Source organism: Rhodopseudomonas palustris, from assembly GCF_013415845.1.
GTDB lineage: Bacteria > Pseudomonadota > Alphaproteobacteria > Rhizobiales > Xanthobacteraceae > Rhodopseudomonas > Rhodopseudomonas palustris_F.
Genome location: NZ_CP058907.1, coordinates 4,986,670 through 5,007,130, shown reverse-complemented (window position 1 = coordinate 5,007,130; position 20,461 = coordinate 4,986,670). Strand labels below are relative to the sequence as shown.

Annotated in this window: 17 protein-coding genes, 1 tRNA gene and 1 pseudogene; 9 read left to right on the top strand and 10 right to left on the bottom strand. The window is 63.3% G+C overall.

Annotated features, from left to right (window positions below):
* Window positions 1–97: 97 nt before the first annotated feature.
* Window positions 98–1,012: a PaaI family thioesterase gene (locus HZF03_RS22945; RefSeq protein ID WP_119017784.1), complete on the bottom strand. Its 915-nt coding sequence runs from the start codon at window positions 1,010–1,012 to the stop codon at window positions 98–100.
* A gap of 127 nt (window positions 1,013–1,139) precedes the next feature.
* On the opposite strand from HZF03_RS22945, the gene HZF03_RS22940 reads away from it, so the two are divergent.
* Complete coding sequence (locus tag HZF03_RS22940) at window positions 1,140–1,889, top strand: thermonuclease family protein (protein WP_119017783.1); 750 nt, start codon at window positions 1,140–1,142, stop codon at window positions 1,887–1,889.
* A gap of 1 nt (window position 1,890) precedes the next feature.
* Here the strand turns inward: HZF03_RS22940 and HZF03_RS22935 are convergent, their stop codons facing one another.
* Window positions 1,891–2,796: a ketopantoate reductase family protein gene (locus tag HZF03_RS22935; protein WP_119017782.1), complete on the bottom strand. Its 906-nt coding sequence runs from the start codon at window positions 2,794–2,796 to the stop codon at window positions 1,891–1,893.
* An 87-nt stretch (window positions 2,797–2,883) separates the two neighbouring features.
* Between HZF03_RS22935 and HZF03_RS22930 the strand changes: the two genes are divergently transcribed.
* A complete protein-coding gene (locus tag HZF03_RS22930; RefSeq protein WP_119017781.1) occupies window positions 2,884–3,927 on the top strand; it encodes a GMP reductase in 1,044 nt (347 codons plus the stop codon).
* Between the two features lie 125 nt (window positions 3,928–4,052).
* Here HZF03_RS22930 and HZF03_RS22925 read toward each other — a convergent pair whose 3' ends face one another.
* From HZF03_RS22925 to HZF03_RS22910, 4 genes are read right to left on the bottom strand one after another with little or no spacing between them, the layout of a single operon-like run.
* Entirely contained in the window at window positions 4,053–4,784 is a 732-nt protein-coding gene (locus HZF03_RS22925) for an IclR family transcriptional regulator (RefSeq protein ID WP_119017780.1), read from the bottom strand.
* Window positions 4,785–4,824: 40 nt separating this feature from the next.
* Complete coding sequence (locus HZF03_RS22920) at window positions 4,825–5,673, bottom strand: HpcH/HpaI aldolase/citrate lyase family protein (RefSeq protein WP_165858100.1); 849 nt, start codon at window positions 5,671–5,673, stop codon at window positions 4,825–4,827.
* A complete protein-coding gene (locus HZF03_RS22915; protein WP_338111550.1) occupies window positions 5,673–6,161 on the bottom strand; it encodes a MaoC family dehydratase in 489 nt (162 codons plus the stop codon). The genes HZF03_RS22920 and HZF03_RS22915 overlap by 1 nt, the downstream gene beginning before the upstream one ends.
* Window positions 6,162–6,168: 7 nt before the next feature.
* Window positions 6,169–7,365, bottom strand: a complete 1,197-nt coding sequence (locus tag HZF03_RS22910; protein ID WP_119017778.1) for a CaiB/BaiF CoA transferase family protein — start codon at window positions 7,363–7,365, stop codon at window positions 6,169–6,171.
* Window positions 7,366–7,568: 203 nt separating this feature from the next.
* Here HZF03_RS22910 and HZF03_RS22905 point away from each other — a divergent pair, with 203 nt between their 5' ends.
* Genes HZF03_RS22905 through HZF03_RS22885 form a run of 5 tightly spaced genes read left to right on the top strand, consistent with a single transcriptional unit; the run spans window position 7,569 to window position 12,967 of the window.
* Window positions 7,569–8,594, top strand: a complete 1,026-nt coding sequence (locus HZF03_RS22905; RefSeq protein ID WP_119017777.1) for a TRAP transporter substrate-binding protein — start codon at window positions 7,569–7,571, stop codon at window positions 8,592–8,594.
* 33 nt (window positions 8,595–8,627) lie between these two features.
* Window positions 8,628–9,179, top strand: coding sequence for a TRAP transporter small permease (locus HZF03_RS22900; protein ID WP_165858099.1), 552 nt, complete (start codon window positions 8,628–8,630; stop codon window positions 9,177–9,179).
* Window positions 9,180–9,190: 11 nt separating this feature from the next.
* Window positions 9,191–10,480, top strand: coding sequence for a TRAP transporter large permease (locus HZF03_RS22895; RefSeq protein WP_012497717.1), 1,290 nt, complete (start codon window positions 9,191–9,193; stop codon window positions 10,478–10,480).
* 52 nt (window positions 10,481–10,532) lie between these two features.
* Window positions 10,533–11,699, top strand: a complete 1,167-nt coding sequence (locus tag HZF03_RS22890; protein ID WP_012497716.1) for an acyl-CoA dehydrogenase family protein — start codon at window positions 10,533–10,535, stop codon at window positions 11,697–11,699.
* 26 nt (window positions 11,700–11,725) lie between these two features.
* Window positions 11,726–12,967 carry an acetyl-CoA hydrolase/transferase family protein gene (locus tag HZF03_RS22885; RefSeq protein WP_119017775.1) on the top strand — a complete coding sequence of 414 codons (1,242 nt, stop codon included), beginning with the start codon at window positions 11,726–11,728 and terminating at the stop codon, window positions 12,965–12,967.
* A 36-nt stretch (window positions 12,968–13,003) separates the two neighbouring features.
* Here the strand turns inward: HZF03_RS22885 and HZF03_RS22880 are convergent, their stop codons facing one another.
* The 3 genes from HZF03_RS22880 to HZF03_RS22870 all read right to left on the bottom strand — a co-directional run bounded on the left by HZF03_RS22880 (window position 13,004) and on the right by HZF03_RS22870 (window position 15,701).
* Window positions 13,004–14,293 (bottom strand): DUF2130 domain-containing protein, encoded by a 1,290-nt coding sequence (locus HZF03_RS22880; protein ID WP_119017774.1) that lies wholly within the window; start codon window positions 14,291–14,293, stop codon window positions 13,004–13,006.
* 123 nt (window positions 14,294–14,416) lie between these two features.
* Window positions 14,417–14,806 (bottom strand): hypothetical protein, encoded by a 390-nt coding sequence (locus HZF03_RS22875; protein WP_119017773.1) that lies wholly within the window; start codon window positions 14,804–14,806, stop codon window positions 14,417–14,419.
* Window positions 14,807–15,185: 379 nt separating this feature from the next.
* Window positions 15,186–15,701 (bottom strand): recombinase family protein, encoded by a 516-nt coding sequence (locus tag HZF03_RS22870; RefSeq protein WP_234832186.1) that lies wholly within the window; start codon window positions 15,699–15,701, stop codon window positions 15,186–15,188.
* Between HZF03_RS22870 and HZF03_RS22865 the strand changes: the two are divergent.
* Together HZF03_RS22865 and HZF03_RS22860 are read left to right on the top strand one after the other, a co-directional pair.
* Window positions 15,696–16,271 (top strand): annotated as a pseudogene (locus tag HZF03_RS22865) (recombinase family protein); the annotation flags it as partial. The gene HZF03_RS22870 and the pseudogene HZF03_RS22865 overlap by 6 nt on opposite strands.
* Window positions 16,272–16,388: 117 nt before the next feature.
* Window positions 16,389–20,123 carry a hypothetical protein gene (locus HZF03_RS22860; protein ID WP_133303223.1) on the top strand — a complete coding sequence of 1,245 codons (3,735 nt, stop codon included), beginning with the start codon at window positions 16,389–16,391 and terminating at the stop codon, window positions 20,121–20,123.
* A gap of 220 nt (window positions 20,124–20,343) precedes the next feature.
* Here HZF03_RS22860 and HZF03_RS22855 read toward each other — a convergent pair.
* Window positions 20,344–20,418 (bottom strand) — tRNA-Thr (locus tag HZF03_RS22855).
* Between the last annotated feature and the right edge of the window lie 43 nt (window positions 20,419–20,461).

Here is a 20,461-nt window from a genome sequence, read left to right as displayed (position 1 = left end):
GAATCCAGCGTGAAACCGGTTTCGCCTGCCGGAGCGTGGTGAATCACCGCTTAATCGCTGAACGGCAGCGGCGAATTAGAGCAAGGATGGCTGCGGTTTACGCCGCCGGGCCGGAGCGCAGCTTGAAGTGGCCGTAGCACGACGCGATCGGCTCGGCCGGATCGCGCTGATAGGCCTGCGCTTCGAACGCAACCACCCGGCGGCCCTGCTTGACGATCGAGACCTTGGCGAAGGTGTCGAGCGGCCGGCCCGAACGCAGATAGTTCACGGTGAGCCCGATCGGCTTCGGCGCCGTAGCAAGTCCGATCTCACGGCGCACGCTGACGATCGCGGCGGTCTCTAAGAACGCCCCGATCACGCCGCCATGCAGCGCCGGCAGGATCGGATTGCCGACCAGTTTGGGGGCGTATGGCATCATCGCCTGGGCATCGCCATCGACGCGGATGCCGAGGAAGCGTGGATAGGGACTGATCGCGAGCGGTCCGCCGTCCGGATCTTCGGGGGCAACCAGCTCGGGCGCGGAGTCCATCGTCACCTTCGGCGTCTGCCGCAGCATATCGGTGCGGTTGGCGCCGACCATGAACATCGCGGTGGCGGTGGCGATCGGAACGTCCTCGGCGTCCTGATACGCAGTCGCGCGGACGAACGCGATCGAACGGGTGAGGTGATAGCAATGCGCGTGCGCGCGCATCACCTGTCCGGGTGTCGCCGGTCGCAAGTAATCGATCCGCAGGTCGAGCGTGGCGATCGCGGTGGTGCCGGGCAGCGCGAGCTGCACCGCCATGCCGCAGCTCTCGTCGAGCATCGCGGTGACGACCCCGCCATGGATCACGCCGGTCGAAACGTCGCCGACGAATACCGGGTGATAGGGCAGGCTGCTCCACGCTTCCGCGGGTGCGTAGCGGTCGAGCTGCAGGCCGATGATGGCGCCGTGGATCGAACGGCGGTTCTGAATCATCCGCGCTTTGTCGTCGAACGACATTACCGGATCAGGGATCGATTGGTCGGACATGAATTGGTTCTAGCAAGCGCTTGCGAAGCCGCAAAGCCGTCCGGTGCTGCACGACTACCATTTCGGCGCACGGCTGGTATGACTGTGACCGGCCGGAGCGGCCGGCAGACGGGACGAGGATTAGGGAATGCGTCGACTGATCGTGATGGTGCTGGGGCTGTCGCTGGCAGCGCCGGCCTTGGCCGCGGAAGCGGTGGTGAAGGACGGCGACACCCTGCAGCTCGGTGACAAGGTCTTCCGGCTGGAAGGGGTCGATGCGCCCGAGCTCGATCAGCGCTGCGTCAACCAGTTCGCCGATCCATCGGCCTGCGGCCTCGAAGCCCGCGAAGCGCTGGTCAAGCTGATCGGCGGCCGCAGCGTCACCTGCCGCGATCTCGGGCCGGACCCGGTCTTCAAGGGGCGCCGGCTCGGCACCTGCGCGATTGCCGGCGAGGCCGACAGCCTCAGCCGCCGGCTGGTGCAGGACGGCTTCGCCCTCAATGCCGCCGCCAGCGGCAAGGATCGTTTTGCCGGCGATGAGACCAAGGCCAAAGACGAGCGCAAGGGGCTGTGGCAGGGCTGCTTCGTCGCGCCGAACGATTTCCGGCGTTGGGACAAAGACGCCCCGTTGCGCGGTGCCGCCTGCCGCGAGGACAAACACAGCGAGCTGATCGAGGCGATGTTTCCCGATCAGCCGGCGATGCTGCCGGGCTGCACCATCAAGGGCAAGCTGGCACGCCGCGCCCGCATCACCGGCAATGTCGGCGTGTATCAGCTGCGCGGCTGCCCGAGTTACGCCAGCCTGACCAAGCCGAACCGCTGGTTCTGCTCGGAAGACGATGCCCGCGCAGCTGGCTACCGGAAGGCCTACAACTGCCGGATCAAGCTGACGCCGTAACTCACGAGGCGCCGCTGCCGCGGCGGGACTCGACCAGCTTGACCATGACGGTCAATGCAAGATTGGTCGGGGCCGGCACACCGTGCGCGGCACCAAGCCGCGCGACGGTGCCGTTGAGGAAGTCGATCTCGCTCGGCTTGCCGCGCGCCAGATCCTGGGCGGTCGACGATTTCTGGCTCGGCATCGCGCCGGGCAGCGCCAGCGTCTTGGTGAGGACATCGTCGGGGATACTGACGCCGCAGGCGCGCGCCACCGCGATACATTCCTCGATGACGTTGCGGACCACCTGCTCGGTGCCGTCGATCGCCAGCAGCGCGCCGTAAGGCAGGTCGGCGACCGCCGACAGCGCGTTGTAGGCGCAGTTCAGGATCAGCTTCGACCACAACGCCTGATCGATATCGGGTGCGACCGTGGTCGGGATCTTGGCCGAAGTCAGCGTGGCCGCGATCACGTCGCTCTGCGTCGAGGCGCCGATCAGCAGTTCGCCGCGACCGTGATGCCGGACGTGACCCGGCCCGGCCATTTCAGTGCCGACATACACCACCGAGGCGATCACAGGATGGCCAATCGCGGCCTGCAGCCGGGAGGCGTTATCGACGCCATTCTGCAGGCTGAGGATGACGCTGTCCGGCTTCAGCCGTGGCTGCAATGCGCGGCCCGCAGCTTCGGTGTCGGCGGATTTGACGCAGAACAGCACCAGATCGGGCGGAGTGATCGCGCTCGGATCGCTCGCGGCCTTCAGCGGGATCATCTGTGTGCCGGTCTTGGTCTCCAGCCGCAAACCGTTCGCTTCGATCGCGGCGACATGGTTCGGCCGCCCGATCAGCGTGACGTCATGGCCAGCCAGCGCCAGCAGCCCGCCGAAATAGCATCCGACCGCACCGGCCCCCATCACCGCCACTTGCATCCTGTTCTCCCTTCCCGTGCGCCAACCAATGCGCAATGTTTCCTTCTTAAGGTCGGCGTTCGGCCGATGAAACCGGGAGTGGCGTGCGTGCACATCGATTTGAACCCGAAGCTCGACTTTCGCGACGTGCTGATCCGGCCCAAGCGTTCGGTGCTGTCGTCGCGTTTCGAGGCGAATATCAAGCGCAGCCTCCGCTTCCGCCATTCCAGCCGGGCCTGGACCGGCTTTCCGCTGATCGCTTCGAACATGGACACCATCGGCACGCTGGAGATGGCGAAGGCCTTCAAACCGTTCGGCGCGCTGGTCGCCTTGCACAAGTTCCATCATCCGGATCGGCTGGCCGAGTATCTTGCCGGCGACGAGGACGCCAACGTGTTCGTCACCGTCGGTACCGGTTCGGCCGATTGGGAGCGGCTCGCTGCGGTGAAGGCCAAGGTGAAGGTGCCGATGCTGAACATCGACGTCGCCAACGGCTACACCGAAGCCTTCGTGCGTGCGGTGGCCAGGCTGCGCGACGAGAACCCGGACGCGATCATCATGGCCGGCACGGTGGTGACCGCCGAGATGACCGAAGCGCTGGTAATCGCCGGCGCGGACATTGTCCGCGTCGGCATCGGCTCAGGCTCGGTGTGTACCACGCGCGATCTCACGGGTGTCGGCTATCCGCAGCTCTCGGCGGTGATCGAATGTGCCGATGCGGCGCACGGGCTGAAGGGCCACGTCTGTTCGGACGGCGGCTGCGTGGTCCCCGGCGATCTCGCCAAGGCCTATGGCGGCGGCGCGGATTTCGTGATGCTCGGCGGGATGCTGGCCGGCCACGACGAATGCGGCGGCGAACTGCGCTACGCCGAGCAGAATGGGCAGAAGACCCCGACCAGCATGGTATTCTACGGCATGTCGTCGGAGACCGCGATGAACAAGTATCACGGCGGCGTCGCCGATTATCGCGCCGCGGAAGGCAAGACCGTCGAGGTGCCGTATCGCGGCGAGGTGCACGCCACGGTCGAAAAGATCGCCGGCGGCCTGCGCTCGGCGATGACCTATATCGGCGCTGAGAACCTGAAGGAAATTCCGAAGCGGACCACGTTCATCCTGGTCAACGCGCAGCGCAACACGGTGTTCGACCGCTGATCAGTGAGAAGGGCCTCTCCGGTCTTTGCGAGCGACGCAATCCAGGAGCTTCCTGCACCGAGCTGGATTGCTTCGTCGCTTCGCTCCTCGCAACGATGGAGTTCGTCGGCCGCGGCGCAGAAGGTCTACACCGCGCGAAACCGCTCGACGAACTGCTGCAGCGTGACGGCTATCGCCGCGGTCTTATCGCCGATGCGATATTCCGGGCCGGCCACTACGACCGACAGCCGACGCTCGCCGACGGGCAGCGGCACCGCAACGCCTGCAAGGTCGCGGCTGTAGTCGGCAAAGCTCTGGCAGTAGCCGCGCTCGACAGACTTGCGCAGTTCAGCCTCGACCGCCTCGATGCTGATCGGGGTGGTGTGGTTGTATTGCTTGAACTCGATCTTGCGATATAGCGAGTCACGCTCGTCCTTGGAGTATTGCAGCAACAGCGCGCGGCCGCTCGACGTGGCATGGATCGGCACGCGGTGGCCGACCTTGGCGAAGTACCGGATCGCGGCGGCGGATTCGACGACGTCGATGAATACCGCCATCACCCCGGCCGGAGCCGCGATCGCAACCGTTTCGCCGGTCTCGGTCGACAGCGCGGCGATCAGCGCGTGGGTCCAGCCCGGCAGCGGCTCGACTTCCGCGACTTCACGGGCCAGCACCAGCCAGCGCGGCGTCGGATAATAACCGGCCCGCGGCCGCGGTTCGTAGAGATAGCCCTTCTCGGCCAGCGTCGTCAGCAGGTTGAAGGTCGAAGAGCGCGGCCAGCCGAAATGGTCGGCGATTTCCGCCAGCGTCGCCGGCTTCTTCACGCGCGCGAAGTATTCCAGGATCTCCAGAACATTGGCGGCTTGGCGAACGATCATCAGGAGCCCTCGGGGCGGCCGGCCCGGCCACCCGCGCTTGTCATAGTCCGAGAATCTTCTGCGCGGCGCGCAGATGCGGCTTGTCGAGCATTCTGCCGTCGAGTCGCAGCGTGCCGGCGTCGGGATTGTCTGCGAACGCCGCGATCACCTTTTCGGCCCAGCTCCGTTCGGCCTCGGTCGGAGCGAAGGCGGCGTTGACGATATCGACGTGCTTGGGGTGGATCAGTGCCTTGCAGGTGAAGCCGTCGCGCCGCGCCGCGCGTGTCTCGGCTTGCAAGCCTGCAAGATTGTCGATGTCGGTATAGACGGTGTCGATCGCCGTAACGTCTGCCGCCGCCGCGCCCATCAGGCACAGGTCGCGCGCGAGCCGGTACGGACTGTGAAACACGCCGCCCGAGCCGTTCTCGGTGGCGCCGAGCGAGGCGGCGAGATCCTCCGCGCCCCACATCAATCCGGCGAGCCGCGGCGAGCAGTCCTTGTAGCTGCCGAGCCCGAAGATCGAGCCTGCGGTCTCGGTGGCGACCACGACGATCCGGGTTGTCCCAAGCTCGATACCCGCGGCGGCTTCGAAGGCGTCGAGCCACAGCGCGACGTTGCGCACGTCATCGCCGCTACGCGATTTCGGCAGCACGATGCCGTCGGGCCGCGCCGGCATCACGGCGGCGAGGTCGCCGAGCGTGCGCCCGGTGTCGAGCGCGTTGACGCGGACGTAGAGCTTCTGTTGGCCGCGCGGCGCCTGCAGCATCGTGCGGGTCAGGCCGCGAGCATCGTCCTTCTTCTCGGTGACGACGGAATCTTCGAGATCGATGATCAGTGCGTCGGCGCCGCCCTGCGACGCCTTCTCGAATTTGCGCGGGCTGTCGCCCGGCACGAATAGCATCGAGCGCATCACGCCGGCCTCTTGTGCATCAGCGCCGTGCGCCGGCACTTGCCGACGATCTCGTCGTTCTGGTTCAGCGCGTGGTGTTCGAACTCGACGATGCCGGCGTTCGGACGCGACTTCGACTCTCGCTTGGACAGCACCTTGGTGGTCGCGCGCAGCGTATCGCCATGGAAAACGGGCTTGGGGAAGGTCACGTCGGTCATGCCGAGATTGGCGACGGTGGTGCCGAGGGTCGTATCATAGACGGTCATGCCGATCATGATGCCTAGCGTGTACAGGCTGTTGAAAATGCGCTGGCCGAACTCGGTCTTCTCGGCGAAATGCGCATCGATGTGCAGCGGCTGCGGGTTCAGCGTCAGCAGGCTGAACATCGTATTGTCCATCTCGGTGACCGTGCGCGTCAGCGCATGCTGGAATTCCTGGCCGACCTCGAATTCCTCGAAGTACATCCCCGCCATGATCGTCGTCTCCCTTTGATTCAATTGGGCCCGCAGGCCGGTGTCAGTCGGGCAGGTGCACCGCCTTGCTGTGGCCGAGGCGCTCGATCTCAGCGGACGAAAACCCCGCTTCGGTGAGGATGTCCCGGCCGTTACCGCCGAGCGTCGGTGCCGGGCCGCCTGGCTGCGGCTGCGTCGCGCTCCAGGTCGACGGCACCTTCATCTGGCGGACACGGCCTTCGACCGGGTGCTCGACGGTCTCGAAGAAGCCGACCGCGCGCAGATGCGGGTCGTCGAGGATCGACTCCATGCTGTGCATCGGCATCACCGGAATGTCGGCACGCTCCAGCAGTTCGCGCCATTCTGCGGTGGTGCGGGTCAGGAAGATTGCGCCGATCTCTTCGTAGATTTCGTCGATGTGGCGGGTGCGCGCCGCGTGGTTGGCGAAGCGCGGCTGGGCCAGGAAGTCGGTGCGGTCGATCGCCTCGAAGAAGCTGCGCCATTGCTTGTCGTTGTAGATGAGCACGCACAGATGGCCGTCGCTGGTTTGATACGGCTTGCGGGAGCGCGACAGCAGCCGTGCATAGCCGCCATGGTCGAGCGGCGGCTCGTAGGTCAGGCCGCCGAGATGATCGACCAGGACGAACGACGCCATCGATTCGAACATCGGCACGTCGATGCGCTGGCCTTCGCCGGTGCGCTGCTGATGCATCAGCGCGCCGAGCATGGCATTGACCGCCATCAGCCCGACGATGCGGTCGGCAATGGTGATCGGCACGTAGCGTGGGGTGCCGTCGCCGGCCGCGGCGAGCAGTGTCGGCACGCCGGCGGCGCCCTGGATCAGATCGTCATAAGCCGGCTTGGCCGCGTAGGGGCCGTCCTGGCCATAGCCGAACGCGCCGAGATAGACGATGCCCGGATTGACCGCAGCGACCTGCTCGTAGCTCAGGCCGAGCCGCGCCATCGCCTGCGGCCGGACATTATAGATCAGCGCATTGGCCCGTGCGGCGAGCCGAAGCAGTGCCTCTCGTCCGTCGTTCTGCTTGAGGTCGATGACGATGCTGCGCTTGCCGCGATTGGTGTTGAGGAACATCCCCCCCATGCCGGGCGTGCGGCCCGGACCGATGTGGCGGACGATGTCGCCCTCCGGGCTTTCGACCTTGACGACGTCGGCTCCCATGTCGGCGAGCGTCTGGGTGGCGTACGGCCCCATCAGCACCGAGGTCAGGTCGAGTATCGTGATGCCAGACAGAGGTCCCAACGCGCGATCCTTCAATTCACATTCGTGTAGCTAGAATTCAAAAAATAACCCGGTCAATCGATTTGGATGCCCGTGCCGCGCATAGCTCCATGCGTTGTCCATCATATTGACGAAAAAATTCACCTGTATGTACGATCCCTCCATCAAAGCGGCACAAGCCGCGTTCCACCCGCTGCTGCGGGCGGATACAGGGAGGACTTCGGATGCGGACAAGCATGGCTTGGGCGGTGGCGTTGTCGCTGCCGGTGACGATGGCTTTGGCGCCTGCTCAGGCGCTCGAACTCAAGGTTGCCGACTCATTTCCCGCCGGGCACTACCTCGTCCGCCTGATGTTGAAGCCGTGGATGGACGACGTCACCAAGCGCACCAACGGCGCGGTGACCTTCAGCTATTATCCCAACCAGCAGATGGGCAAGGCCACCGACCTGTTGCGTCTGACCCAGTCGGGCGTCGTCGACATCGGCTACATCGCCCCGTCCTATGCGTCCGACAAGATGCCGCTGTCCGAAGTGGCGCAATTGCCGGAGTCGTTCACGACGAGTTGCCAGGGCACGATGGCCTATTGGAAGAGCGCACGCGACGGCGTGCTCGCCAAGCAGGAATACGCGCCCAACAAGATCAAGCTGCTGATGGCCGTGGTGCTGCCGCCGTATCAGGTGTTCACGGTGAAGCAGAAGGTCGACTCGATGGACACGATCCAGGGCCTGAAGCTGCGCTCGACCGGCGGCGCGCAGGACCTGACGCTGCGCGCGCTCGGCGCCGTGCCGGTGCGCATGGCGGCGCCCGACGCCTATGAGTCGCTGGCGCGCGGGACGATGGATGGCGTCCTGTTCCCGGCCGACAGCATCGCGTCCTACGGCCTCGACAAGCTGGTCAAGCATGCCACCGACGGGGTCAGCTTCGGCTCCTTCATCGTCGCCTATTCGATCAGCGAGCGAGCATGGGCCAAGCTGCCGGACGACGTCAAGAAGGCGATGGAAGAAGCCTCGGAGGCGATCGAGCCGAAGGTGTGTTCGGACGTCGACAAGGAGCAGCTGCAGACCCGCAAGCAGCTCAACGATGCAGGCGTGACCTTCGACCCGATTCCCGACGCCACCAAGGCGCAGATGAAGGACAAGCTCAAAGGCGTCGCCAAGGAATGGGCCGCGGGCGTCGACTCCCGCGGCAAGCAAGGCACGCAGGCGCTCGAAGAGTTTCAGAGCCTGCTCGCCGCTGGTGCGAGCAAGTAAGCGTCCTCCTGGAAAAACAGTGGAGACTGCGTGATGCAACGAGCCAGTGCCGCTCTTGCCGCGCTCGAACGAGCGCTGACGCTGATCGCCGTCACCTTCATGTTTGCGATCATGGTGCTGGTGGTGGCGGACGTGTTCATGCGCTACGCGCTGAACCGTCCGTTCTCCTTCACCTACGATCTGATCGGGCTGTATCTGATGGCGGGCGTGTTCTTCCTGACGCTATCGGACGCACTGCGCGAGCACGTCCATGTCGGCGTCGACATTCTGGTGCCGCGGTTCTCGCCGGCGGGGCGGCGCCTCGCCGAGATCGTCACCGCGCTGACCGGCCTGTTCGTGTTCGTGCTGCTGTGCAAGGTCGGCTTCGACCGCGCGCTCGACAATTTCCAGCAGAATGACGTGCTCGCCGGCGCGATCCCGTGGCCGACCTGGATTTCGGCGGCGCTGGTGCCGTTCGGCTGCGGCGTGCTGGTGCTGCGGCTGCTGCTGATGCTCGCGGGCCATGTGGCGAGCCTCGTCACCGGCCGTGACCTCTACCCGTTGCCGCCCCTGGTCGGGGTCGGTGAAGCCAAGTCCTTCGAATAACGGCGGCCGACATGACCACCCTGATCGTCCTCGGCCTGCTGTTCGTCCTGCTCGCCATCGGCACGCCGGTCGGTTTTGCGATGGCCTTCTCCGGCTCGGTCGGCCTGCTGATGGTCGGCGGTATCGGCACGTTGTTCGGCATCCTGGAGACTGCGCCGCTGTCGACGGTGTCGTCCTACGAGCTGATCACCATCCCGATGTTCCTGCTGATGGCCGAACTGGTGCTGCTGTCCGGCGTCGCCGACGCATTGTTCAAGACCGCTTCGGCCTGGGTCGGCCGTATCCCCGGCGGCCTCGGCATGGCGACCGCACTCGCCGGCGCCGGCTTCGGCGCGATCTGCGGCACCAGCACGGCATCGGCGGCGACGTTGTCGTCGACCAGCCTGCCGGCGATGATCAAGCAGGGCTACGAGCCGAAGATGGCGGCCGGCGTGGTGGCGATCTCCGGAACGTTGGCGATGCTGATCCCGCCCAGCGTGGCGCTGGTGATCTTCGGCCTGCTCGCCGAAGTGAATATCGGCCAGCTCTTGATCGGCGGGATCATTCCCGCTGCGCTGGTCACCGCGACCATCATGGCGACGATCTACATCCTGGTCTGGCTCGATCCGTCACGTGCGCCTCGGGTCGCGTCGGTGCCGTGGCGCGAGCGTTTCGTGCTGCTGTGGCAGATCGGCCCGATGCTGGCGCTGTTCTCGCTGGTCACCGGCACCATCTATCTCGGAGTCGCGACCCCGACCGAGGCTTCGGCCCTCGGTGCCGCGGGCGCGCTCGTGCTCGCGATCTCCAAGGGTAAGGTGACCCCGAGGACGCTGTACAAGGCGCTGCTCAGCGCCAGCTACGGCACCTGCATGATCGTGACGATCCTGGTCGGTGCCTCGATCTTTGGATACTTCTTCACGCTCACCCACGTCACCCAGGACCTCGTCGCCTGGGTCGGCTCGTTGGAGACTTCGCGCTGGGTGATCATCACGCTGATCCTGTGCGGCTACATCGTGCTCGGCTCGTTCATGGACCAGATCGCCATCCTGGTGCTGACGGTGCCGATCGTCATGCCGCTGATCAAGTCGCTCGGCTTTGATCCGATCTGGTTCGGCGTGATCAAGATCGTCACCGCCGAGGTCGGCATGATCACGCCGCCGGTCGGGCTGAACTGCTTCATCGTCGCGCGCTACGCCAAGCGGCCGGTCGCCGAAGTGTTCCACGGCACCTTCCCGCACTTCATCGCGCACCTGATCGCGATCGCCATCATGGTGGCGTTCCCGAGCATCATCCTGTGGCTGCCGTCGCAGATGGCGCCGTAAGGCGTCGCGCAAGCCCCGCCCGTCCGTCAAACAACAACACAAAGAGCCAGTCATGGACTTCGCACTCACCGATCAGCAGGAAGCCATCCGCGACGCCATCGCCAAGATCTGCGAGGGCTTCGACGACGCCTATTGGCTGAAGAAGGATCGCGAGGGCGGCTTCCCGCACGACTTCCACAAGGCGCTGGCCGACGCTGGCTGGCTCGGCATCTGCGTGCCGGAAGCCTATGGCGGCTCCGGCCTCGGTATCACCGAGGCGGCGATCATGATGCGCGCGATCTCGGAATCCGGCGCCGGCATGTCGGGCGCCTCGGCGGTGCATATCAACGTGTTCGGTCTCAATCCCGTCGTGGTGTTCGGCACCGAGGAGCAGCGCCAGCGCATGCTGCCGCCGATGGTCGAGGGCCGCGACAAGGCGTGCTTCGCAGTGACCGAACCGAACACCGGCCTCAACACCACCCAGCTCAAGACCCGCGCAGTGCGCAAGGGCGACCGTTACGTCGTCAATGGCCAGAAGGTGTGGATCTCGACCGCGCAAGTCGCGAACAAGATCCTGCTGCTGGCGCGCACCACGCCGCTGGAAGAGGTGAAGTCACCGACCCACGGCCTCAGCCTGTTCTACGCCGACTTCGATCGCACCAGGATCAAGGTGCACGAGATCGAGAAGATGGGGCGCAAGATCGTCGACTCCAACGAATTGTTCTTCGAGGATTTCGAAATCCCGGTCGAGGACCGGATCGGCGAGGAGGGCAAGGGCTTCCATTACATCCTGGAAGGCATGAATCCGGAGCGGATCCTGATCGCGGCCGAGGCGGTCGGGCTCGGCAAGTTGGCGCTGTCGCGTGCCGCCGACTACGCCAAGACCCGCATCGTGTTCAACCGCCCAATCGGCCAGAACCAGGGGATCCAGCATCCGCTGGCGAAGAACTGGGTCGAGCTCGAAGCTGCCTGGCTGATGGTGATGTCGGCGGCGTGGCAATACGATCAGGGCATGCCGTGCGGCGCCGCCGCCAATGCGGCGAAGTATCTGGCCGGCGAGGCCGGCTTCCAGGCCTGCGAGCAGGCGGTGATGACCCATGGCGGCTTCGGCTACGCCAAGGAGTATCACGTCGAGCGCTATTTGCGCGAAGTGATGATCCCGCGCATCGCGCCGGTCAGTCCACAGCTCGCGCTCAGCTTCATCGCCGAAAAGGTGCTCGGCCTGGCGAAATCGTATTGATCGCGTGCCGCGGCGCGAGGTCGCAGATGCCTGCTGATACGCCGATCGACTTCACCGGCCTGATCCGCGCCGGCGATCTCGTGGTGTGCGGCCAGGCGACCGCCGAGCCGCTGACGCTGACTGAGGCGTTGATGGCACAGGCGGCCGATCTGCCGCCATTCCGGTTGATGGTCGGGCCGGTGTTCTCGGACACGTTCTCGGCTGCGCCGCCGAACGTGTCGTTCGTCAGCTACGGCGTGATCGGCAACGCCCGCAAATTGGCGCGCGCCGGCCGGCTCGACGTGATCCCCAGCAACTACTCGGCGTTCTGCGCCGATTTCGCCGCCGGCCGGCACCGCGTCGACGTGGTGCTGGTGCAGCTCGCAGAAGCGCCCGATGGCCGCCTCAGCGCCAGCCTGTCGTGCGACTACGTGATCGACGCCGCACGCGGCGCCCGGCTGGTGATCGCCGAGATCAATCCGGACGCGCCGTTTACGTATGGGGCGGAGTGGCCCAACGACGTCCCGATCCATCACCGCGCCGCTGCTCGGCGCGGGCCGCTCGAACTGCCGTCCGGCGCTCTCGACAACGTCTCGCGCAAGATCGCCGCCAATGCCGCCGAACTGATCGCCGACGGCGCCACGCTACAATTCGGCGTCGGCAAGATTCCGGATGCGATCCTGTCGTCGCTGGCGCATGCCCGCGACCTCGGCATCCATTCCGGCCTGATCAACGACGCGGTGGTCGAGCTGATCGAACGCGGAGCCGTCACGAATGCGCGGAAGGGCATCGATCCTGGCGTCACCATCACCAACCAGCTAATCGGCACGGGGCGGCTGTATCGGTTCGCTCATCAAAATAAGTCGGTGCTGATGCAGCCGGCCGCCTACACCCACGATCACGGCGTGCTGGGACAGATCAACAGGCTGACCGCCATCAACTCGGCGCTGCAGGTCGGGCTCGACGGCAGCGTCAATGCCGAGACGTTGAACGGCGTCGCGATCGGCGCGATCGGGGGCCAGCTCGACTTCGTCCGCGGCGCCAATGCCTCGCCCGGTGGCCGGGCGTTGATCGCGCTGCCGGCGACGGCGCCGGACGGGTCGAGCCGCATCGTCGCGCGTGTCGAGACGGTGACGACGCCGCGCGCCGACGTCGACGCCATCGTCACCGAATGGGGCGTCGCCGAGCTGCGCGGTTGCAGCCTCGCCGAGCGCGCGCGCCAGATGATCGCCATCGCCGCGCCGGAGCACCGCGACCGGCTCGCCGAGCAGGCCCGGATGATCGCCTAAGTCTACCCGTCTACGCGCGGGCGCGTAGAACCGGCCTTACGCCGCTTCGCTGTCGCCGTCGTCGTCGCTGAAGTCTTCCAGCATCGGCAGCGCCATGCCGTCGATCTCGGCCAGCGCTTTGCCGGCGATGCCCTGCAGATCGCCGTACATCCCGGCGGTGGCCTCGAGCACGCCGCGGATCTGAGCCTCGCGCTTGGCCCACATCCGCATCATCGAGCGGCGTTCCTTGTCGAGATCGCTCTGCATCTCGGTGAACTTTTCGACGATCGCCTCGATCCGCTGCCGGAATGCGGGGCCGGTGAGGTACTGGTAGGTCAGCTCCATCTTGGTCTGCTGGCCGACGCCGGCCTGGCGCGCAGCGGCGAGCTCGATCAGCGACTGCCGCAGCGCGATCGCCACCGGAATCGCGCAGCGCGCTTCGGTGACCCAGACGCCGTCGATATGGTCGAAGGTGTGCACGCCCTTCGGCAACGCGTTGGAGACGATCAGGGCCAGCTCCGCCTTGGCCTTGCGCTGGTCGTCGCGCAGCTTGGTCAGCCAGCCGTCCGACCAGTTCTTGGTGCGCTTGAATTCCCACAGGATGCTGCCGCACGGCTGCGCCGCGGCGCTCACCACCCGCTGCAGCACGTCGCCGCCGAATTCGCCCTTCGGCACCGGCTCGATCTGGTCGTGCGGAAACTTGGCGCGCAGCGAGGCTTCGAGTTCGAGCTCCAGCACCTCGCCCTGCAATTGCTGCGAACCCTGTTCGGCTTTGCGCTTCAGATCCTCGATCTGCCGCTGCATCGCGGCGATCTGCTCTTCCTTCTCGGTGACCTTGAGCCGCAGATTGTCTTCGGCGGCCTGCTGGGCCTTCTGTCGTGCCTCTTCGAGGCCGGCTTGGACCTGCTTCTCGATCGTCAGATGAAGCTCGCGTTTCTCGTCCTCGAGCAGCCGCTGCTTTTTCACAAACTCCGCCTGCGCCTGCTGCGCCTCGGCGAGCTTGGCGTCGCGGCTCTTCAGCACCTCCTGCAGTTCGGCGAGCTGCCGTGCTTTATCGGCGAGGTCGTTTTCGGCGAGGCGCTTCGCCTTGGCGGCTTCCTCCGCGGCGATCCGCGCCCGCGCCGCCGTCACCTGATCGGCGACCTGCTGCGCCACCGCCGCCTTGGCCTTCTCGACCTCCGCCTGCTGCGCCCGCAGCGCCTGCTCGCGCCCGGCGATGTCCTGATCCTTCTGCTTGATCAGCCGCTCGTATTTGGCCTGCGTATCCTTCAGCAGCGGCGCCGCCAGGGACTCCGTCAGCGGCACCGACGAGGCGCAGTTCGGGCATGTGATGGTCAGATCGGTCATGGGATGTGCGAATCTCGTGGCTCGAGAGCGATGCGGCAAGTCTAGCCAAAGTTCATGGAATGTTCACGGATAAAGAGCGCGGCACTCACCGATGAGCCGGCCGGCTCGATGGCGATCTCTCGGCTACTTCGCGACGTCGGCGGCCGTGTGCTCGGGGAAACGCGTTGCCAGCACCGTCCTGAGAAACCGGTAATGGCCCATGCTGGTCGCCAATTCGCGCAGACGGCGTTCGCCATTGGCGATCTCGGTGCTGAAATGGTTCTGCAGTGCGGTGTCCTCAGGGGCACGGTCGATATATTCGTCGGTCTCGGTGCCGACGGTGATCGCCGCCCGCGCCACCACGTCGCGGAGCCGCTCGCTCAGGCCGGCATGTTCAGCCTGCGCTGCCAGCAGCGCCGCTTCGATCGCGGAGCCGATCGAACCCACCCGCGCCGCATCGGTCTCCGCATCCCGCGCCGCGTTGCGGGCCCGGAACTGATTGGCGGTTTTGGCACGCGAAAACAGCTGAAACATCTCGGCGGCTCACCAGCGGCAATGCCGTATGAGATTCCACTCACGGCTGAATTTCAACCGGAATACGCATCGGCATGCTCTCCCCGCAGCACGCAGTATCCTGCCATCGCGAACGCCGATGCAAGCCCGCGAAAGCGAGCGCGCCAAGTGTGAAGATGTTTGGGAGTGACCTAGCCTGAGAAGGTTGCCTACAAATCGCTGGTGCTGCCGGACAGGATGAACTTTGGCAGGAAGCGCTTTTCTAACTGAAATCGTTGACGTTTTTCAGCTGGCCAGTGCGATGTGTGTATCAGTCTCGGGCGCAGTTGTCACCCTCCCATATCGGGCAATCGCCGAGGCGGGCGGCTGCGATCGAAAAACACTGATCGGCCGATGAGCGTCAACCTGCCTCCAATGCCCGATAGACCGACGCCCGGCCGATGTTCAGCGCCCTCGCGATGGCTGACGGCCCCATGCCCTCGGCCTTCAGCGCCTTGATCTTCGCCGGATCGATGCCCGGCTTGCGGCCCTTGTAGACGCCTCGGGCCTTGGCATCGGCGATCCCCTCCAGTTGGCGTTCCTTCCGCAAGTTCGTCTCGAACTCGGCGAACACGCCCAGAATGTCGAAGAACGCCTTGCCCGCTGCGGTGCTGGTGTCGATCGGTTGCTCAGTGGCCTTGAGGCTCGCGCCCTTAGCCCTTACGGTGCGGGCGATGTCTTGCAGGTCGCCGATGCTGCGGGCCAAGCGGTCGATCCGCGTCACCATGAGCACATCGCCGTCGCGAAGAAAGTCCAACACGGTCTGTGGCTCAGCCCGGCCGGTGGTCGTGGTGCCGGACCTCTTCTCCGATCGGATCAGGTCGCACCCCGCAGCGCGAAGCGCCGCTTCCTGTAGGGCGAGGTTCTGGTCGACCACGTTGTTGCCGATCAGGGCGTCTCCGGCGTCAGCACAATGCTGAAGGACCGGCCTCAGGGGCACCGGCTATTCGACCTTCTTCGCCGTGGCGATATGTTGCTCGTCCGCTGGGTGGATCGTCTAGGCCGCAACTACGCGGACGTCTGCGACACCATTCGGGAATTCATGCGAACGGGCGTCGTCGTACGTACGGTCATCAACAATCTGACCTTTGATGGCGCAACGAAGGACCCGATGGATCAAGCCGTTTGGGACGCATTGATTGCGTTCATGGCCGCCACTGCCCAGGCTCAGGCTGAAGCAACGAAAGAGGCTCAGCGCGCCGGTATCGATGCGGCAAAGGTGAAGGAGGGGCGCTACCGCGGGCGAAAACCAAGCTTCACGCGGGAACAGCTTGCCACCGTGCTGGAAATGGTCGCGCAAGGGGTGGGACCATCAGCGGTGTCACGAAGTACCGGCCTGAGCAGGCAGGCGATCTACAGGATAAAGCGAGAGCCGGCCGAGGCAGAAAGGATGCTCGCAAACTGGGGAGCGACAAACGATGGTGAGCGATCATCATTTTTGAGATAATTGTTCCGCTGCCTTGTTCGGATGATTCTCGTTTCTGGAGATGATCGATCAAGCAAAGAACTTCCATCAGAGTTGTCGCACCATTCAGCAAAAATTCTTTCGAAGGCGTGAGCATTGATGAAATGGATAACCGCCAGCCAGCTTGAGCAATGGGCAAGAACCCTTCTAGCTCGCACAGAGCTGCCGCAGATTGTCTCTGATCTTATTCGGGCGTCGGTCCCGGACATCGCTTCGATCCGGTTTCCGAGCGGAGACAAGGGACAAGTTCGCGGGTTCGATGGTCATCTCGTAAGTTCGGTAGACGCCCTGAACGTGCCCTTGGGGGAATCATTCTGGGAATTCGGTACGAATGTCGATTACCAAAGTAAAGCAATAGGTGATTTCGCCAAGCGCACCGCTGAAACTCCTGAGGACGTACAAAGAAACAGCACATACGTTTTTGTCTCCCCACGAACGTGGGATAGCTCGAACAAAGACAATAAAATTGAGGACTTTGTGAATGCCCGAAAGAAGGAGTCTCATTGGAAAGACGTCCGCTACATAGACGGCATGCAGCTCGAAACCTGGCTTCAAGCAAACCCTGCCGTCTCTGCTTGGCATGCGAGAAACACTATAAAGACGGTTCCGGTTAATGGGGTGCTCAGCACAGAAGAGTATTGGGTCGATTTTGCGGGAAGATTCAGTCCGCCGATTACAGAAGACGTTCTACTTTGCGAGCGCGAAAAAGAAGCCGGTCGCCTGATTGAGGAGCTTTCAAAGTCGGAAAACGCGGTAGTAGTTGCGGCCGACTCCCCCGATGAAGCTCTGGCGTTTGCCGTTGCGGCTATTAGAAAATCTGCTCTTGACCAGCGTTTGTTTTTGGAGGCGAGAACCGTAGTCGTAGACTCAAGCGCGGCCGGCCGTCAGCTGCCCCGGAGGGGGCAATTGGTTCTCCTCTTGAGGCAAGATGCGGCAAAATCGCCGTCGCAATTCTCGGCGATGGGTACCACGCTCGTCCCACTTGGAAGGCATCAGCGAGCCGTCGGTGCTTTCAATCTAACGAGGCCAACTGCGCATGCCATGGGCATGGCGATGCGCTCGATGGGGCTAGATGACAACATTGCCCTCACCTATGCGAGATATAGTGGCCGCAGCTTGACGGCGCTCGCTCGTCTGATTCCAGGGGGGTCGTACGATCCTCCGGCTTGGACCCAAAAAGGAACCCAGCTGTTGCCCGCGATCCTCGCGGGTGCTTGGGATTCCAGCAACCCCCGGGACAGGGACTTCGTGACACGCCTGGCCGGAATTGATTGCTCCCAGCTTGAAGCGGAAGTCAGGACTTACTTAGCCGATGCGGACCCACCTTTCGATCTGGAAGGATCAGTGTGGAAAGTACGTGCTCCTATGGACGCGTTCATTCACGTGGGCCAGTTGCTCGGGGCGGAACAAGCCGAGCGACTGCGCGCTGTGATGGTGGAAGTCTTTTCCGAAGTGGAGCCTGAGCCCGATCCAAATGCATTGTTCTCGCTGTCCAGGAAGGATTCTTCCCTCTGCAGTGCATGGCTTAGAGAGGGGCTAGCCACCACCTTGTTGTTATTTGCAGCTTGGGGCGAGATTGCTCGGGTTAATCTTGGGACAGAGAACGGACAAGCGTTCGCAAATCGAACTTTACAAGAGCTGCGGGGGCTGAACTCGGACCCTCGGTTGCTCGCGGCGCTTCGAGATGAGTTGCCTCTTTTGGCAGAGGCTGCGCCATCCCCTTTGTTGTTGGCCCTCGAGCACATGCTCGGGGGTGATGGATCAGCCATCAAGCCGATCTTTATAGAGCGCCAAGGCTTTCTGTCTCCGACGTCAATGCATACAGGTGTGCTCTGGGCTTTGGAAACTATGGCTTGGGACCCTGAGTATTTTAGGCGGTCTGTCCTAATTCTTGCTCGCCTCGCCCGTCTTGATCCTGGAGGGTATATCTCAAATCGCCCGATGAACAGCTTGGTAGAGATTTTCATCCCGTGGGCTCCCAACACCAACGCCTCTGGAAGCCAGCGCATCGCTGTCATTGATGAAGTCGTTGCAACATATCCGGAGGTAGGTTGGGAGCTACTGCTGAAGCTCTTGCCGACAGAGCTTGGGGTGTCGAGTCCCACAGCGAAGCCAAGACTAAGAGAAGCTGGTGCTGCTGAAAGAAAGCCAATTACAAATCGAGACTATTGGTCGTTTCAAGCGTCCCTGTGCGAGCGAGCGGTTGAACTGGCTTCGAATGACCCATCGCGTTGGGAGCGACTAATTCGGGGCATGTCGTCGTTTCCGCCCGAGCCGCGTGGGAAGGCTCTAAAAGCTCTGGACGTCTTGCTCAGCAATTTAGCTGACGTGGAGCGGAAGGGGCTCTGGTCTAGAGTCCGAGATGAGGTGTTGCGACATGAGCGCTTCCGAGGTGCCGGGTGGGCTCTGCCAGAAAAGGAACTCGCCCCGTTTAAGGCCTTGGTTGAAAAATATGCTCCTTCCGATCAAGTCGTCACGCTCGCGCAGCTCTTTAGCGATACGGGGCTCATTGACGATGTAGATCAGAAAATCCAGAACGCTCAGCGAATAGAGGCTTTGCTCAATCTGATTTCAGCGGAGGGAGTGTCCGCTGTCCTGCGCTTAGCGAAGGAAGTGCGTCATACGTACGTAGTTTTGGAGACACTCAGCAGATGCAATTTGGGTGAGGAAAGGCTCGGTGAGCTACTGGCGCTTAGCTTTGCTGATGATCCCGTCGGTAGTCTCACGGTTGGCTTGTCGGGGCTTTATAGAGGAATCATAGGGCACCAGCGAGCGTTGATCTGGCTGGAGTCGTTGCGTGACGAGAGCCAAGTGAGCCCGGAGACGATCGCCGCTCTGTTGGCAGCGTGGCCTGATGATCGTGAGACTTGGCGAGCGGGAGCTAGCCTTGGCCGCGACGTCGAAGCTGCATACTGGCGCCTCTTGCCTCCACGCTATTTGAAGGGGCTTCGGTCCGAGTTGCTGCGGTCAACGCTGATGCGACTAAGGTATCGACGTCCGATAGAAGCACTCCAATCATGCCTTGACCGCCTGGCAGAGATACCAACTCGACTTCTGCTCCGGTTGCTGGACGACATTGTCCCCGAGTTGAAGTCGAGACCGGACCGCGCCGATACCATGACAACCTATTACGTAACCAAGGCGTTGGAGGCATTGGACCGACGCGAGGATGCTTCAGAGAGTGACGTCGCGACTAGAGAATACAAGCTTTTTCCCTTGCTTGAGTACGAGGACCGAAGACTTCGTCTTTACGATGCGATGGCCCGAGATCCGGCCGTGTTTCACCAGATTTTACGCAACGTATTTCGAGCAGATGACGACCAAAGAGACGAAGCCTCCGACGTGGAAAAAGCGAACGCCCAAGTGAGCTACCGGCTGCTTTCCGGCTTCAAACGATTGCCCGGCCACGATGCCAAAGGAGTGAGCCGCGAGATTCTGACGAACTGGATCGACGAGTTTAGGCGGATCGGCACTGAAACAAAGCGGGCCGAGATAACCGACTCTTATGTCGGCAAGGTTCTTGCTCATGCGCCACCGGATGACAGCGGGGTGTGGCCGCATGAGGCAGTTCGAGATCAGATAGAGAGGCTCGCATCACCCAAAATAGAACGCGCTCTGACAATCGAGCGATACAATATGAGAGGCGCTCACTTTCGTGGCGTCTACGATGGCGGTGAACAAGAGCGAGCGTTGGCAAAAGCGGCCTTTGACGCCGCCAAGGCGTGTGAGCCTTGGCCACGAACGGCAGACCTGCTGCGTTCGATTGGGCGAAACTGGGAGATTGAGGCGGAGGGTGCCGACCTTGAGGCTGCTCAGCGCAAGTTGAGGAGCTGATGGATTCTCACCGGGAGCAGAATAGATGCAACAGGTTGATCGTCTGCTTCCGACAATCTTTAAGAAGCGCAGAACATATCTCGAACAGCTTGGTTCAGCGGCTCGGATTTGGCACGGATGGGCACGCAGTTTCAGGCTTTGTCCTGCCAATTTATGCGCAATCGACATTCTTGCAAGCCAGTGCGACTGTCGGCAAGTTATTGATCTGATTGAGATTTAATGGTGCTGCCGGGGAGGATCGAACTCACGACCTCTCCCTTACCAAGGGAGTGCTCTACCACTGAGCTACGGCAGCAACGACCGGGCGGGGAATCAGCCAGTGGGGCTCCCGCGCGGCG

Coding starts and splice junctions, on each gene's coding strand:
- HZF03_RS22945 (WP_119017784.1), bottom strand. CDS start 1,012: ATGTCCGACCAATCGATCCCTGATCCGGTAATGTCGTTCGACGACAAA.
- HZF03_RS22940 (WP_119017783.1), top strand. CDS start 1,140: ATGCGTCGACTGATCGTGATGGTGCTGGGGCTGTCGCTGGCAGCGCCG.
- HZF03_RS22935 (WP_119017782.1), bottom strand. CDS start 2,796: ATGCAAGTGGCGGTGATGGGGGCCGGTGCGGTCGGATGCTATTTCGGC.
- HZF03_RS22925 (WP_119017780.1), bottom strand. CDS start 4,784: ATGATCGTTCGCCAAGCCGCCAATGTTCTGGAGATCCTGGAATACTTC.
- HZF03_RS22920 (WP_165858100.1), bottom strand. CDS start 5,673: ATGCGCTCGATGCTATTCGTGCCGGGCGACAGCCCGCGCAAATTCGAG.
- HZF03_RS22905 (WP_119017777.1), top strand. CDS start 7,569: ATGCGGACAAGCATGGCTTGGGCGGTGGCGTTGTCGCTGCCGGTGACG.
- HZF03_RS22900 (WP_165858099.1), top strand. CDS start 8,628: ATGCAACGAGCCAGTGCCGCTCTTGCCGCGCTCGAACGAGCGCTGACG.
- HZF03_RS22895 (WP_012497717.1), top strand. CDS start 9,191: ATGACCACCCTGATCGTCCTCGGCCTGCTGTTCGTCCTGCTCGCCATC.
- HZF03_RS22890 (WP_012497716.1), top strand. CDS start 10,533: ATGGACTTCGCACTCACCGATCAGCAGGAAGCCATCCGCGACGCCATC.
- HZF03_RS22885 (WP_119017775.1), top strand. CDS start 11,726: ATGCCTGCTGATACGCCGATCGACTTCACCGGCCTGATCCGCGCCGGC.
- HZF03_RS22880 (WP_119017774.1), bottom strand. CDS start 14,293: ATGACCGATCTGACCATCACATGCCCGAACTGCGCCTCGTCGGTGCCG.
- HZF03_RS22875 (WP_119017773.1), bottom strand. CDS start 14,806: ATGTTTCAGCTGTTTTCGCGTGCCAAAACCGCCAATCAGTTCCGGGCC.
- HZF03_RS22860 (WP_133303223.1), top strand. CDS start 16,389: ATGAAATGGATAACCGCCAGCCAGCTTGAGCAATGGGCAAGAACCCTT.